This is a genomic window from Streptomyces sp. MBT53 (assembly GCF_016654115.1).
Classification (GTDB): domain Bacteria; phylum Actinomycetota; class Actinomycetes; order Streptomycetales; family Streptomycetaceae; genus Streptomyces.
Genome location: NZ_JAEQAZ010000036.1, coordinates 1 through 13,895, shown reverse-complemented (window position 1 = coordinate 13,895; position 13,895 = coordinate 1). Strand labels below are relative to the sequence as shown.

Below are 13,895 nucleotides of genomic sequence, written 5' to 3'. Positions count from 1 at the left end.
CCAGGTGCTGACATCAATCGCACCTGATGCCGTCGTGAGACAAGAGAGACCTCTGATGTCCGACAAGCCCTCCGTGCTGTTCGTCTGTGTCCACAACGCCGGCCGTTCCCAGATGGCCGCCGCGTGGCTGACCCACCTGGCCGGGGACCGCGTCGAGGTCCGCTCCGCCGGCTCCAACCCGGGCGCCGGCGTCAACCCCGCCGCCGTCGAGGCCATGGCCGAGGTCGGCATCGACATCTCCGCCGAGGTCCCGAAGATGCTCACCGTCGACGCCGTCAAGGAGTCCGACGTCTGCATCACCATGGGCTGCGGCGACACCTGCCCCGTCTTCCCCGGCAAGCGGTACCTGGACTGGCAGCTGGAGGACCCGGCGGGCCAGGGCGTCGAGGCCGTCCGCCCGATCCGCGACGAGATCAAGGTGCTCATCGAGGGCCTGATCAAGGAGATCGCGCCGGAGCCCCAGGCATGAGCACCGCGACCGGCACGACCGGGGACATGCGCAACGTCATCGTCATCGGCTCCGGCCCCGCCGGATACACCGCAGCCCTCTACACCGCCCGCGCCTCGCTGAAGCCGCTGGTCTTCGAGGGCGCGGTCACCGCCGGCGGCGCGCTGGTGCAGACGACCGAGGTGGAGAACTTCCCCGGCTTCCCGGGCGGCATCATGGGCCCGGACCTGATGGACAACATGCGGGCCCAGGCCGAACGCTTCGGCGCCGAGCTGATCCCCGACGACATCATCGAGGTCGACCTCACCGGCACGGTCAAGACCGTCACCGACAGCGCGGGCACCGTCCACCGGGCGAAGGCCGTCATCGTGGCGACCGGCTCCCAGCACCGCAAGCTCGGCCTGCCCGGCGAGGACGAACTCTCCGGCCGGGGCGTGTCGTACTGCGCGACCTGCGACGGCTTCTTCTTCCGCGAGCACGACATCGTGGTGGTCGGCGGCGGCGACACGGCGATGGAGGAAGCCACCTTCCTCTCCCGCTTCGCCCGCTCCGTGACGATCGTCCACCGGCGTGACACCCTGCGGGCTTCCAAGACCATGCAGGACCGCGCGCTCGCGGACCCGAAGATCTCCTTCGCCTTCCACCGTGAGGTCGCCGAGATCCACGAGGACGGCGGCAAACTCGCCGCTCTCACCCTGCGCGACACCGTCACCGGCGAGACCTCCCACCTCCCCGCCACCGGCCTCTTCGTCGCCATCGGCCACGACCCGCGCACCGACCTGGTCACCGGCCAGCTCGACCTGGACGACGAGGGCTACCTCAAGGTCGCTGCCCCCTCCACCCGCACGAACATCCCCGGCGTCTTCGGCGCCGGCGATGTCGTCGACCACACCTACCGGCAGGCGATCACCGCAGCCGGCTCCGGCTGCGCGGCAGCCCTCGACGCCGAGAAGTACCTCGCCGCCCTCAGTGACACCCACACCGCAGACGAACCGGCCGTAGCCGCCGTCTGACGCCCGGAGGAAGACCATGGCTCTCAAGAACGTCACCGACGACTCCTTCGCGCAGGACGTCCTGGCCAGCGACAAGCCGGTCCTAGTCGACTTCTGGGCCGCCTGGTGCGGCCCCTGCCGCCAGCTCGCCCCCTCGCTGGAGGCGATCGCCGCCGAGCACGGCGACAAGATCGACATCGTCAAGCTCAACATCGACGAGAACCCGGATACGGCCGCGAAGTACGGCGTGATGTCCATCCCAACGCTGCACCTCTACCAGGCTGGCGAGGTCGTCCAGACCATCGTGGGCGCCAAGCCCAAGGCTGCCCTCGAACGCGAACTCGCCGACCACCTCGCCTGACGACGCGATGCGGGTGGGGCACCCGCAGGGGGCTCCGCCGAGGTCGTATTCCTCCGAAACCGATGCCCGTGCCGCACGGCGGCACGGGCATCGGCATTGACAGGCGACATTGCCTCAATGAAAATTGACTTAATGAACACTGAGTGGTCTGCATCGGTGATGGCGCGAGCGCAACGGCACGCGGCGCTGGGGGAACCCGCGCGCCTGGCGATCATCGACCGGCTGCTGCTGGGCGATGCCTCGCCCGGCGAACTCGGCCAGGAGCTGGGCCTGCCCAGCAATCTCCTGGCCCATCACCTCAAGCTGCTCGAACAGGTCGGCCTGATCGAGCGGTCCCGCTCCGAAGGAGACCGCAGGCGCACCTACCTGCGTCTACGCGTGGAAACCCTGGCCGACACCATGCCGGCACCCCTGCGGACGGCTCCCCGCGTGGTGTTCGTCTGCACCCACAACTCCGCCCGCTCCCACCTCGCCGCAGCCCTCTGGAAGCGCCACAGCACCATCCCGGCCGCCTCGGCGGGAACCGAGCCCGCACAGTGCGTCCACCCCCGCGCCGTCGCGACCGCACGCAAACACGGCCTCTCCCTGGCCCACGCCCGCACCTCCCACATCGACGAGACCTTGCGCCCCGACGACCTCGTGGTCGCCGTCTGCGACAACGCCCACGAACAGCTCGGCCCCCGGGTCCCCGACCGCTTGCACTGGTCGGTCCCCGACCCCACCCGCACCCGCACCGGCACCGGCACCGGCACCGACGACGCCTTCGCCGACGCCCTGAGCGATCTCGCCGACCGGATCGACCGGCTGGCACCCGCCGTCCGCCCTCCAGGAGGCACCGATGACTGAGACCGCGCCCACCCCGCACCGCAACCTGAGCATCGACCAGCAACTCGCCCTGCGCACCGCCGCCACCCACCTCAGCCGCGAGTTCGACGGGATCTTCGGCCAGGAGACCATCGAACGCTTTCTCCACAGCAGTTACGACCAGTTCGCCGGCCGCAGCACCATCCCCAACTTCCTCCCGCTCATCGCCGAACGCTTCGCCCGCCAGCGCCTGCGCGCCCTCGCCAAGGTCGAAGGCCACCACACCGACGGCAAGCCCGTCGTGCTCTTCCTCTGCGTCCACAACGCCGGCCGCAGCCAGATGGCCATGGGCTTCTTCCAGCACCTGGCCGGGGACAACGCCGTCGCCTGGTCCGGCGGCTCCGAACCCGGATTCGAGGTCAACCCCTCGGCCATCGCCGCGATGAGCGAGCGCGGCATCGACATCTCCCGCGAGTTCGCCAAGCCCTGGACCGACGAGGTCGTCCGCGCCGCCGACGTCGTCGTCAGCATGGGCTGCGGCGACGCCTGCCCCGTCTTCCCCGGCAAGCAGTACCTCGACTGGACCCTGGACGACCCCGCAGGCCAGACCGTCGACAACGTCCGCCCCATCCGCGACGACATCGAACGCCGCGTCCGCGGCCTCCTCGACGACCTCGGCGTCCCGGCACAACACTGACAGCTCACCGGGCGTACGGAGGCCGGATCCACGCGACACTGGCGGCCCGGGATGGGACGACGCCGCGTCCTCGGCAGTGAGGTCGGGACGGCCTCGGCCAGTTCACGAGGCGGGCGGCAACAGGGGTGGGAGGGAGGCCCCGGCCATGGCTTCCAACTGGTCCAGCAGGGGCAGGAGTTCAATGAGGCGGGTGGCAGGTCGGCTGTCCCAGTGAGCGACGGCATCCCGAACGTGCTGGACCAGCTGAGGATCAACAGCGCCGAGCACTGCCTCGTGAGACGGTCCATCTCTTCCTCGCCCACGGTTGCATCCCGGGCGTCGCGTCCCCGGACCCAGGCGAGGCGGTGCGTACGCAGTGGCGGCTGTGGCATGAAATCGACGAAGCCAACATCAGGGCTGTACAGGCTGCGATGCCTGCCGCGCTCGCCGACGCCGCCTCCCTCGCAGCAGTGCATCGTGCCGGAGCCCTGTTCCACGCGGTCGGCGGGGTCTTCCCGGCTGCCGACGCCGATCTGCCGAAGGCCGCGTGGGCGGCGTACACCGTGGCCGGTGCGCGCGATGCGATCATGGACGAGCGGCTCAGCCTCGTGTGGTTGGACGTCGCGGTCGGCCGGTGCACGGAAGGCGCCGCCATCCTCTCGGAGTTGGAGACGTCGTACGAGGGCATGGATGGCGAGGCAGCGTGGATGCGGGTCGCCGACCGGTACGCCGCACTTGCCCAATCACCCGCCTGAGCAGGAGAACGAAGCCCAAAGGCTCTCATCCGCCGCAACGCCTGAGGTGGCAGCGGTCACAGATCCTGTTCGGGGATACTCGGCCAGCAGGCGCGCAGCCGGACTCGCCGCAGCCTTGTGCGCGGGCCCGGGCCGGCTGCTGACTGACGATCACTGCGGCCCCGTCCTCAACAGGTGCCGCCTTTGCCGTCCACTCCCTGAACCTGTGGAGGACTGATCATTGCCGCCGACGGCTGATGATCAGTATGTTCGTCTCGCCGAGGGCTGGGACGTCGGGGGCTTCAGGGGGACTGGTGCTGGACACGCTCGTGACAACGGCCGCTGGTGCGCTTGCCGCCACAGCGGGCGTGCTGGTCGGCGGGATCGTTACACGCCGTGCTCAGGATCGCCAGTGGATACGTGACCAGCAGCTTGCCGCCTATCAGGAGCTGTTCAGCCATTACGCCAAGTTCACGATGGAGCTCAGGCGAGCGCATGGCGAACGGCGCGGCTGGGACTACGACTGGGGTGAGTGGAGCGCGGCCCTGATGCACGTAAGCCTGGTCGCCCCCACGGAAGTTGCTGTGGAGGTCGACGTTTTCGGTCGCGCCATCGACTCCTTCCTGGACCAAGTGGAACGAGGGGAGCGCACTCCCGTGCGCAACCCACTGAGCCCGGAGGAGTTCGAACAAGCCCGGCAGGCCCCCGCCCAGGCACAGGTGAGGCTCGTCAACGCCATACGGCGCTCACTGAGCAATGATCACAAGGGGCTGCTCTTCGGGATCGGTGGATAAGGCCCCGTCTCGTCCCCTGGCCCACCGCTCAGTGGAGGCTACCGCCCACCCCGGCGCTCCATTGGCGTGGCCCGACCCGGTGAGCAGGCAGATTCGAGAGCCGGACACCTCATTCCGCATGTCCGCCTGTTACGCGACGAGTTCAGGACTGGTCTTGATCAGCCGCGCGCGGGGGCACGACTCCGGGCACCCCGAGATCCGGCAACGCCGGCTCCGTGCGGGGCGGGGTGTCGAGCGCCGCCTCGTACCGGGTGTCGATGATCTGGTTGAAGTGCTTCATCCGTCGTGTGGAGGCGGTCGAGATACGTGCTTCACGGGTCCGCGCCCAGAAAGAGCGGCCGATGTCACCGGCGAAGATCTCGTCGCACATGGACGCCAGCCAGTGCTCCGTGAGGTCTCCGAGCTCGAACCACATCTCCCAGTGCGACACCACCAGGTTGACGTACATGTGCTGGCGGCGGAGCAGAACCGTCCGGGAAGCGTCCGGGCCACCCCAGCAGTCGAGGTACTCGGAGTTCTCCATGGCCAGCTGGGTGAACTCCATGTGCATCGTGCGGGTGTTCTGCACTCGGGCAGCCTTCGCCTCGCGAGCCTGAAGCACCAGCGAAGCCGCCACGCCGACGACGGCCAGGCCGGACAGGAGCGCGGACACGGCGCCGTACGCCTGGGCGATGTCGCCGATCCGCTCCCAGTCCTCCCCGTTGCCGTCCAGCGCGGGAAGAGCGAGGGGAGACACGACGACGAGTCCCATCGCACACACGATGGCGAGCACGGACAGCGCCAGCGTCGCCGCGTGTGAGCGGTACCAGGGGCGTCCGTGCGGGCTGCGCCCGGTGCGGGAGGCGGCCGAGGGGGTGGGTTCCGGAGGTGGTGTCATGCTGACGCCTCCGCGCAACGGGTACGCAACAGCGGTCCGGTGACTCGGTCGTGGAACGACGAGAAGTCTTCACCCGCGCCGTAGAGCTGCTCGAAGTCCGCGCGGCAGGCCTCGATCAACTGGGCGTCGTCATGCTGATACGCGCCGGCCAGCACGCCGTCTGGTGTGTACCTCAGTTCATAGAGACGGATGGTCCCGAGAATGACGAGTTCGGAAAACCATCGGGGGGGGGTGCCTGGAAGCTGGGTCGGCCCTGGCCGACCACGACGCGGATCCGCTCGCCCCGGCTGACCCGCTCGCGGAGCACGGCCATCTCCCACACGAGGTAGTCCGACGGCGGCAGCTCGACATAGCGGGCTCGCCGCAGCACCAGACCACGGGACTCGGCGTCGTCGAACTGGCGCTTGATCGCGGGCTGTGCCTCTTGGACCAGGTCGACGGACTCTCGCCAGGCCCCTCGGTTGAATGCCTCCCACGACGAGAAGCCAGGTTCCTGGAAGTGCTGCCCACACTCCAACTTGTCGAAGGCCGTCACCTCGGGACGGGCGTAGTCCGCGCGGAATGCCTGAAGGTATTCCTTGACAGTCAGGAACGGGCTTCGAGCCTCGGGTGGCGACGCGACGAGCGCGCTGATGCTGGGCGCGCGGACGCCAGGTGTCTCGGCCCTGCTCATATCAGGCATCGGGCATGTCCGGCTTCGCGGCGGCGAGAAGGCTCCTCGGAATGATCACAAGGCGCTCGTCGGCACCGACGGAGACCCCCTCGGGGAGACGCTCGGCCACGAGCGCGGTCACGTCACGGCCGATCACCGCGACGTCGCCGTTGTCCATCTCCCAGATGTCCGGACAACTCTCCGAGCCGCTCGTCAGTCCCAACTCCTGTGGGGACCGACCGAGGCGACGTACGAACCCGGCGTCGGCATCCGCTTCCCACGGGCGACCTATCGCCATCTCCCCAGCCCCAAGCCGTAGTTGAATGCCTACACCACGTGAAGATCAATCCGAGGCTAACAACCAGGCCGGGCACCCGCAATGACGTCCGGATCCTCATCCCAATCGTGCGGGGGACATGGGTGCAGATTTCATGCTCTGCCACTCCAGTTCAGGTCTATCGCCGCTTCCGCTCCTGTTGGCCACGCCGAACATGCTCTCGCCCTTGCAGGCGACGCCGTCACGGTGGCTCTCTCGGCTTTCGACCCGGAGCAGGGCATCGCGTTCGGCTACGTGATGAGCCACATCATCGAGGGCCCCGCGATGTGCGCGCCACGTCCCTGGTCGACGGGGTGCGAGCGCTGCCGGCGTAACTGATCGAGGCTGACCCTCGACGACTGGCCTCGGCCGACCTTCAGGGTGGCCAGGCCCCACAGCGAGTCCAGAAGTTCGTCAGGCCGCAGCATTCGCGGTCATGGACTTGGGTATATCGACATGCCCCATGGCCCGGTCGATCGTGATCTCGATGACCACACGCTCCGGGTCCGGAGCCGGGGTTCGCCCGTACCGCTGCCCATAGCGCGTCACGGCGTCGTCCACCGCGTCTGGGTGCATGCGGACCTCAGCCGTGCCCTCCAGCGTCGCCCAGCGTCCCCCGTCCACTTGGCAGACGGCGACGCGCGCTTGGCCGGGCGGTGCCGTCTGAAGGTTGGCGACTTTCCTGCTCGATTTGCGAGTGATAACCCGAGCGATTCCAGCTTCGGCGTCCACGGTGACCCCGACGGGCACGACGTGTGGGCGGCCGTCCGGCCGAAGTGTTGTCAGAGTGCACAGATGGTACTCGTTCCAGAACTCCAGGTAGCCGTCACCTTGGCGGCTTATCTCGGTACTCATGGCCGGGAAGCCTAATCGCGAATGATGTCCAGGCTGTCCGAAAGTGGTCAGGGCCACACCTCGCCCATCGGTACAGAGGTCACAGAATTTGGCAGTGATCGCGAAGTTTGCCCCATGTATTCATGGTGAAAATATCTCGGCTTGATAACGAACTTAGCGCCCCTTATGAAGTTTGGCGTGGGCGCGTCAGGTGCGAGAAGTGCCAGCTCAAGGACATGATCGACATCTCGAAGGGATGATTTGGTGCGTTTTATTGCTTGGGTGCCGTGGTGGCCCGTGGGGTGACTTCCAGCCAGATCCTTATGGGGGCTTCGCGTAGTGTCCGCTGAAGTTCCCGGAGCCCGTCGAAGGTGCTCGATGTAGCGCATTGCTCGTTCGCGCTAGCGACCTTTCGATTACGGAGAGCCTTGGGTGCGCACCGCCGCGCGCCCTGGTCCGGGGTGTTCGCGGTCTGGATCAACCCACCGCCCTCGATGCCCGTGATCACCTTTTCGGCTGCGTCGTGCAACGGAGACTGGACCTGATTCGAAACGGGCGCGGTCGTCGCCTGGCTTCGTGGACGAGCCACCCATGGCTGGTACGAAGGGGATTACTGATGTGTTCGGGAAGAAGTGACCGCGACGCGGCTGAACCCAACGTCTCCGCGCAGGGCGGGGTGAGCCGCCGACGCTTGGGTCGGTGGCGTACCGCTCAGAAGCGGACGGTGGAGCGGGACCTGCACCGTCGCCTACGGCGAGAGCTTCAGGACCTCGGCGTCCAACCTCCGCTTGACGTGGAAGAGCTGTGCCGACTGGTCGGCGAGAGGCGCGGGCGCCCGATCGTGCTTCGAGCCTTCCCGCTGGAGAAGCCGGGCCCCTCCGGGCTGTGTATCGACACGCCGCAGATGGACGTGATCCTCTACCAGCAGGAGACGACCCGTCTGCATCAGATGCACATCATCCTGCATGAGCTCTTCCACATCCTCGTAGCCGAGTGGGAGGACGGCGAGAAGCAGGAGGCGCCGGACGACTTCGTCGAGGGCTGGGCGACCCTGATCCCCGTACTCGACCCCAAGTTGATCCGCCGGGTCGCCCGCCGGTGCTCCTACGAGGACGGGGAGGAGTGCCAGGTCGAGCTCGCGGCCACGATCATCCTGGAATGGTCGTCGGTGCTTGACCACGTCACCCCGCTGTCCGAGGACCCCTCGGTCCGACGTGTTCAGGCGGCGCTGGGCGACCGGCGAGGGTGGCTCTGACCAGTGACCGGAGTAATTCTCCTGGGCCTTGCCGCCGCCGTCGTCTGGAAGCTGTACCAGTGGTCGAGAGCACCCCGTGACGCGCCACTCCGCTCCGTCACGCTCTGTCTGTTGAGCGCCGCGCTGTCCTATCCGCTGGCCATGCCCGGCGGAGCCTCGGGCGTCGACACCGTGGCCGGGCACGGCACCGCGAAACTGATCCAGAACGTGCTGCTCCTGCTCACGGTCTACTTCCTCATGTGCTTCTACCTGTATTCGGCCGACGAACGGGCCGGGCGGCTCCGCGCCAGGAGGGAAGCCCTCGTCGTGGCAGCCGTGGCGGTGGCGATCACGGTCGCCGCGCTGTCGGTTCCGCACGACGTGTTCGCCGGTTCTTTCAGCACGGCGGACATGACGATCCCGCAGATCGCCTTCTTCTACGGCGGCGCCGGTCTGTACCTCATGTACGCCCTCGGCGTCGCCGGTCGGTGGACTCACCGCTATGCCCGCATGTCGCGGCGCCCACACGCCACGGGTCTGTGGATGGCCGCCATCGGCCTCGGCGTGATGGCGCTGGCCTGCGCCGTCCGCGCGGTCTTCGTCGCCATCCGGTGGAGTGGCGGCACCGTGCCGCAGGCGCTCATGACGGGTGTCGCGTTCCTTCTTGTGGTGTCCATTCTGCTGTTCTTCGTGGGGGTCACATATCCGGGGGCCCGCTCGAGGGTCACGTCGGTGCGGCTCTGGCTGCGGCGCCGCCGTCACCACCGGAGGCTGGCCCCGCTGTGGCGACTGCTCGCCGAGGCCTATCCGGAGAACGTGCTGCGGCCAGCCTCCTCCGGGCTATGGGACCGGTGGCGGGCGCGTGGCGTGCACCGCCGCTACCACCGACGGATAGTGGAATGCCGTGACGGACTGGTTGATGTCAGCCCATACCTGGCCGATGCATCGGAGGATACCGAAGTGCTCGACCTCCCCCCTGCCGTGTTGGCGGACCGCCTTCGGCACGCCGTGGAGATGATCGGAAAGGGAGCCCTCGCGACACGTCCGGCGGTACCGCTGGCCGTGCCCAAGGAGGACAACCGGGAAGCGGATGTCCGTCAGCTGATCGCGGTGTCGGACGCACTGCGCCTGTCCGCGTAACCACCGAAGTCAAGGAGATCAGATGCTCATCACCGCAGGCCGAGTCCTCGTCGACTCCGGAACGTACCTGGACGACGGCGCGGTCCTCATCAAGGGTGACTCGATCACGGCGGTGGGACCGCGTGCGCGGATCGAGGAGCAGGCGGACACGGACGTTGAGCACGTCGCGTTCCCTGGGGGGACAGTCGTGGCCGGCCTTATCGACGCGCACGTCCACCTCGCGTTCGACGGAGGCGTGGACCCCGTGGCCGCGCTCCACGAGTCCAGCGACGAGACCCTGTTGAAGGACATGCGGCGCCGTGCGGAGCAACTCCTGTGCAGTGGCGTGACGACGGTCCGAGACCTGGGCGACCGCAACGGCCTCGCCCTGCGCCTGGACGAGGAGATCGCCGGCGGCACGACCCCGGGCCCTCGGGTCGTCTCGGCGGGGACGCCAGCGACCCCGCCCGGGGGACACTGCCACTTCCTCGGGGGCGAGGTCTCCGGCGTGACCGAGGTCCGTGATCTCGTACGACGCAACGTCTCGGCGGGTGCCGGTGTGATCAAGGCGATGGTCACCGGAGGCGGCCTGACCAAGGACGGGCCGAAGAGCTGGCAGAGCCAGTTCACCCCGGAGGAACTCCAGGCTCTCGTGGACGAGGCCCACCAGGCCGGCCTACCGGTGGCCGCCCACGCGCACGGCACGGACGGCATCACCGCGGCCGTGGAAGCCGGCGTCGACACGATCGAGCACTGCACGTGGATGACGAACGACGGCTTCGACCTCCGCCAGGACGTCCTGAAGCAGATCATCGACCGGGGCATCGCTGTCTGTCCCGCGGTCAGCCCCCACTGGGAGATGCTTCCCCGCTTCTTCGGCGAGGAGCGGGCGGCGGCCATGTTCGATCTCGTACGGCAGATGGCCGACGCCGGCGCCAAGCTCATCGCCGGCACTGACGCCGGCGTCCAGCGCGCCGGGTTCGACGGCCTGGTCCCGGCTCTTTCCTTCTACGCTCACCTTGGCCTGCCGAACAGCAGGATCCTCGACATGGCGACCACCGACGCGGCCGACGCGCTCGGGCTGGGCGGGACGACGGGCCGGATCGCTCCGGGATTCCGTGCGGACCTGCTGGTGATCGACGGAGACCCCCTGGAAGATCTCAGCGTCCTGAAGACGATCCGGGCTGTGGTCGCCGCCGGTCGCCTCCACGAGCCGGGCACGACAGCGGAGCAGCGGTAGCCATATCCCCTGTCCGCAGCCCGTGAGCTGCGGACAGGTGCTACTCGTTCGCGTCCGTTTGCTTCTCCTCCAGCTCCGCCACCAGCTCGTTGACGAGTTCCATCGCCTTCGGCGACAGGCCCTGCGAGCCCATGCCACGGGCCTTCACCCGGCCCACGGCCCCCTTCTTGGCGGCTGCCAGGAGCTGGAGTCCTTCATAGACCTGAGCGGCCACGGCGTCGTCCGGCTCGAAGTACATCCGGGAGACGCCGACGACCGCAGCCAGTGCGTCCAGGACCGCGGGGGACGCGGTCTCGGTAACGCCTGTGCGGAGATCCCGGAAGTCCTCTTCGGTGAGGATCGGCGCCCCGGCATGGGCGTTCACCGCGTTCGCCATCTCCGCGTCCGAGGGCGGACCTTGGGGGCCGGGATACGAGCTGTCCAGGAGCAGAGTGATCTTCTCGGCCAGTGATTCGGGAGGGGCTCCAGGAACGGAGGTCCTCCCCGCTCCCGATGGTGCGGGTTCTTCAACCTGCACACCCTGTGTCTTGGCGATCGACCGGGCTTCCGCCCGCCGCAGGTCCTCCTCGCTGACCCCGTACGCCGTCGCCAAGGCCGGGACGTACTTGTCCTTGAGCTGTCGCTCTCCGCGTTCGGCCGCCGCGACTGGTCCGGCGCTCTTGGTTCCGATCAACGCGGCTGTCTCGTACTGGTAGTAGCCGGCATCGCAACGCAGATCGGTGAGATCGGGCGGCCCGGACCGGGGGAACAGTACGTCGACATCGCTTCCGAGAGCGCGCGCCAGCGCGGACAGTTTCTCCGGATCGGGAGTCTGGGCACCGCCCTCCCAACTGGCGACCGCCGAGTCCGACACGCCCAGAGCCTCGCCCACGGCGGCCTGGTAGATCTCGGCGGCTCGCCGCACCGCGCGCAGACGGCTTCGGTCGAAGTGACGAGCAGGCATCGGACCCTCGTTTTTTATGGAAGCTGGAGTAGATCCAGTGTGTTGACTTTTTCTTCAGGCGGGAATAGCTTCAGCTTAGCGAAGAGCGAGCGGGGTTGCACCCTTGCTCGATCTTCGTCTTCGCGCTCTGTCGAGGCTCTCGGGCTGAGGGAGGGGGTGAGCGGGGTGCGGCCGCGGTGTCCTGTGCGCGGAGCGCTCTCGGAAGGAATCGGTGCCGGGGAGTTCGTCTCTCGGGCGCCAGAAAGTGCGCGGCTTCGGCCCGGAGAGGCGCGAGGTCGTACTTCGGTCACTCCTTGCCCTTGAACGGTACGCGCGGGTGGCTGTCGCGTTAGGAGTGTCGTATGTCTCTGCTTCATCGAACGGTCATGGATAAAGCCGTTCAGATCGAATGCCCGGTGCCTGCAGAGATTCCGTCGTGCGTCAGCGCCGCGCACCCGCTGATCCTCACGCACTGCGACAGCTTAGAAACCGGGCGCGGCTGCCGAGTTCGGTCTAGGCACGTGTCCTGAAGCCCACCAGTCCAGCGATATATGTCGAGTTGGCGTCGAATCCGCTCAGCACCCGCTGCCCGCTGGAGTGTTGACCGCCGTCTGCATATGTTGCTGCTCCCTCGGCGGAACCGCCGAACCCGAACCCCTCAAGGGAGAAACGCGAAAACCACATCCAACGTCAAGTCCGCGGTTCCCAAAGGGAAATGAGACGGCGCCCAGGAGTTACTGACCTTTTCGGGTTGGCTTCGGCGGGTCTGAAGTGAGGGTCAGTCCGGTTTCGGTGAGGCAGCCGTCGATGAGCTCGGGATGGCGCTGGATGTGGGCGAGTCCTCGGCGGAGGGTGCGGGTGAGGTGGTCGGGGTCGGTGAACGCGGTGTTGGCCATCGGTCCGCGCCGTAACCACGACCAGATGCCCTCCACGGGATTCAAGTCCGGGCTGTAGGAGGGAAGTTGGATGATGGTGAGCCATTCATGGTCGGCCGCGTACTTCCTCATTCCGGCGGCACGATGGGTGTTCAAGTTGTCCCAGACGACGACGATCGGGGCGCCGAGTTGCAGGTGCGCGCGGACCAGGAGGTCACGGTAGTCCTGCCAGGCAAAACTCTTGCGTGCTCCTTTGAGTAGCAGGTGGAAGCGGGGCCGGTAGAACATCCGGGACCTTTCCCCGGGCCGGTAGCAGCACATCGCGGCGATCGAGATCCGTCGCCGCGACCGTCCCCGCACTCTCACCACGGGCGTCTGCCCGCGTCGGCCCCACGTGCGGGCTCGTGGCGGCGTCATCGCGAACCCGGCCTCGTCCTCGAAGACGATCCAGGCATCGAGCGCCGCCGCGGTCCTTCCACCTGCGGCCACACATCCTTCTTCCAGAGCTCGACCGCGCGTTCGTCACGTTCCAGTGCACGACGGGCAGGGCTCTGCCAGGACCAGCCGTGGCGGTGCAGGAGCCGCCACACTCCCGCGATCGAGCAACTGACCTTGAACTGGCGGCCGATCAGCGTTCTGACGCGTTCCAGGGTCCACCGCTGATCTTCCCAGCCATGCGCGGCCGGCCCTTTGGCCAGCTCCTTTTCCAGCAGGGCGAACCGCTCATCCGACAGCTTCGGCAGTTTCGCGGGTCCCTTCGACTTCAGACCCTCCATGCCGCCCTCACGCCAGGCCCGGCGCCATTGCTCCACCGAACGCTCGCTCACCCGCAGGTCCTTGGCGATGTCCGAAGTCCTGTCACCTCGTGCGAACCTCTGCCCGGCCTCCAGCCGGATCCCTTCACGCACAGCCCGCCGCTCAGCAGTCAGGCCCCCACCATCCGCGTACCGCATAACACCGGCATACCGCAGGAATCACCCAACGTCACCACCCGAAGGCAACCCGAAAAGGTCAGTA

Annotated in this window: 18 protein-coding genes; 10 read left to right on the top strand and 8 right to left on the bottom strand. The window is 67.7% G+C overall.

The genetic code is table 11. The annotated features are described in order from the left end of the window. Positions 1 to 55: 55 nt before the first annotated feature. The 7 genes from JHN45_RS15760 (at position 56) to JHN45_RS15730 (ending at position 4,809) form a co-directional block, all read left to right on the top strand. Positions 56 to 469: an arsenate reductase ArsC gene (locus JHN45_RS15760; protein WP_189150973.1), complete on the top strand. Its 414-nt coding sequence runs from the start codon at positions 56 to 58 to the stop codon at positions 467 to 469. Further along, positions 466 to 1,461, top strand: coding sequence for a thioredoxin-disulfide reductase (trxB, locus tag JHN45_RS15755; RefSeq protein WP_201049420.1), 996 nt, complete (start codon positions 466 to 468; stop codon positions 1,459 to 1,461). Before JHN45_RS15760 ends, trxB begins: the two co-directional genes overlap by 4 nt. A 16-nt stretch (positions 1,462 to 1,477) precedes the next feature. After that, the gene (trxA, locus tag JHN45_RS15750; RefSeq protein WP_201049418.1) at positions 1,478 to 1,801 is read left to right on the top strand and encodes a thioredoxin; all 324 of its coding nucleotides are present in this window, start codon (positions 1,478 to 1,480) and stop codon (positions 1,799 to 1,801) included. 132 nt (positions 1,802 to 1,933) lie between these two features. Beyond that, positions 1,934 to 2,647 (top strand): helix-turn-helix domain-containing protein, encoded by a 714-nt coding sequence (locus JHN45_RS15745; RefSeq protein WP_201049417.1) that lies wholly within the window; start codon positions 1,934 to 1,936, stop codon positions 2,645 to 2,647. Then, positions 2,640 to 3,302 carry an arsenate reductase ArsC gene (locus tag JHN45_RS52975; RefSeq protein WP_201049416.1) on the top strand — a complete coding sequence of 221 codons (663 nt, stop codon included), beginning with the start codon at positions 2,640 to 2,642 and terminating at the stop codon, positions 3,300 to 3,302. The genes JHN45_RS15745 and JHN45_RS52975 overlap by 8 nt, the downstream gene beginning before the upstream one ends. Before the next feature lie 410 nt (positions 3,303 to 3,712). Continuing rightward, on the top strand, positions 3,713 to 4,036 hold the full coding sequence (locus JHN45_RS15735; protein ID WP_201049414.1) for a hypothetical protein: 324 nt from the start codon (positions 3,713 to 3,715) through the stop codon (positions 4,034 to 4,036). 293 nt (positions 4,037 to 4,329) lie between these two features. Next, complete coding sequence (locus JHN45_RS15730) at positions 4,330 to 4,809, top strand: hypothetical protein (RefSeq protein ID WP_307783114.1); 480 nt, start codon at positions 4,330 to 4,332, stop codon at positions 4,807 to 4,809. A 142-nt stretch (positions 4,810 to 4,951) separates the two neighbouring features. On the opposite strand, the gene JHN45_RS15725 is transcribed toward JHN45_RS15730, so the two are convergent. The 5 genes from JHN45_RS15725 to JHN45_RS15705 form a co-directional block, all read right to left on the bottom strand. Continuing rightward, the gene (locus JHN45_RS15725; protein ID WP_201049412.1) at positions 4,952 to 5,686 is read right to left on the bottom strand and encodes a DUF6082 family protein; all 735 of its coding nucleotides are present in this window, start codon (positions 5,684 to 5,686) and stop codon (positions 4,952 to 4,954) included. Further along, positions 5,683 to 5,841, bottom strand: coding sequence for a hypothetical protein (locus tag JHN45_RS15720; RefSeq protein WP_201049411.1), 159 nt, complete (start codon positions 5,839 to 5,841; stop codon positions 5,683 to 5,685). The genes JHN45_RS15725 and JHN45_RS15720 overlap by 4 nt, the downstream gene beginning before the upstream one ends. Positions 5,842 to 5,858: 17 nt before the next feature. After that, positions 5,859 to 6,359 (bottom strand): DUF6879 family protein, encoded by a 501-nt coding sequence (locus tag JHN45_RS15715; protein WP_201049410.1) that lies wholly within the window; start codon positions 6,357 to 6,359, stop codon positions 5,859 to 5,861. A 1-nt stretch (position 6,360) separates the two neighbouring features. Next, positions 6,361 to 6,516: a hypothetical protein gene (locus tag JHN45_RS54390; protein WP_307783113.1), complete on the bottom strand. Its 156-nt coding sequence runs from the start codon at positions 6,514 to 6,516 to the stop codon at positions 6,361 to 6,363. Between the two features lie 552 nt (positions 6,517 to 7,068). Next, the gene (locus JHN45_RS15705) at positions 7,069 to 7,509 is read right to left on the bottom strand and encodes a PPOX class F420-dependent oxidoreductase (protein WP_201049408.1); all 441 of its coding nucleotides are present in this window, start codon (positions 7,507 to 7,509) and stop codon (positions 7,069 to 7,071) included. An 820-nt stretch (positions 7,510 to 8,329) separates the two neighbouring features. On the opposite strand from JHN45_RS15705, the gene JHN45_RS15700 reads away from it, so the two are divergent. The 3 genes from JHN45_RS15700 to JHN45_RS15690 are packed head-to-tail and all read left to right on the top strand — an operon-like array spanning position 8,330 to position 11,081. Further along, complete coding sequence (locus JHN45_RS15700) at positions 8,330 to 8,743, top strand: hypothetical protein (RefSeq protein ID WP_307783112.1); 414 nt, start codon at positions 8,330 to 8,332, stop codon at positions 8,741 to 8,743. A 3-nt stretch (positions 8,744 to 8,746) separates the two neighbouring features. After that, the gene (locus JHN45_RS15695; protein ID WP_201049406.1) at positions 8,747 to 9,862 is read left to right on the top strand and encodes an MAB_1171c family putative transporter; all 1,116 of its coding nucleotides are present in this window, start codon (positions 8,747 to 8,749) and stop codon (positions 9,860 to 9,862) included. Positions 9,863 to 9,884: 22 nt separating this feature from the next. Next, the gene (locus tag JHN45_RS15690) at positions 9,885 to 11,081 is read left to right on the top strand and encodes an amidohydrolase family protein (RefSeq protein ID WP_201049405.1); all 1,197 of its coding nucleotides are present in this window, start codon (positions 9,885 to 9,887) and stop codon (positions 11,079 to 11,081) included. Positions 11,082 to 11,121: 40 nt separating this feature from the next. Here the strand turns inward: JHN45_RS15690 and JHN45_RS15685 are convergent, their stop codons facing one another. The 3 genes from JHN45_RS15685 to JHN45_RS15675 form a co-directional block, all read right to left on the bottom strand. Beyond that, the gene (locus tag JHN45_RS15685; protein ID WP_201049401.1) at positions 11,122 to 12,024 is read right to left on the bottom strand and encodes a helix-turn-helix transcriptional regulator; all 903 of its coding nucleotides are present in this window, start codon (positions 12,022 to 12,024) and stop codon (positions 11,122 to 11,124) included. A gap of 713 nt (positions 12,025 to 12,737) precedes the next feature. Next, a complete protein-coding gene (locus tag JHN45_RS15680; protein WP_236583720.1) occupies positions 12,738 to 13,295 on the bottom strand; it encodes a transposase in 558 nt (185 codons plus the stop codon). Continuing rightward, positions 13,292 to 13,831, bottom strand: a complete 540-nt coding sequence (locus tag JHN45_RS15675; protein WP_201049398.1) for a winged helix-turn-helix domain-containing protein — start codon at positions 13,829 to 13,831, stop codon at positions 13,292 to 13,294. The genes JHN45_RS15680 and JHN45_RS15675 overlap by 4 nt, the downstream gene beginning before the upstream one ends. Positions 13,832 to 13,895 lie beyond the last annotated feature (64 nt).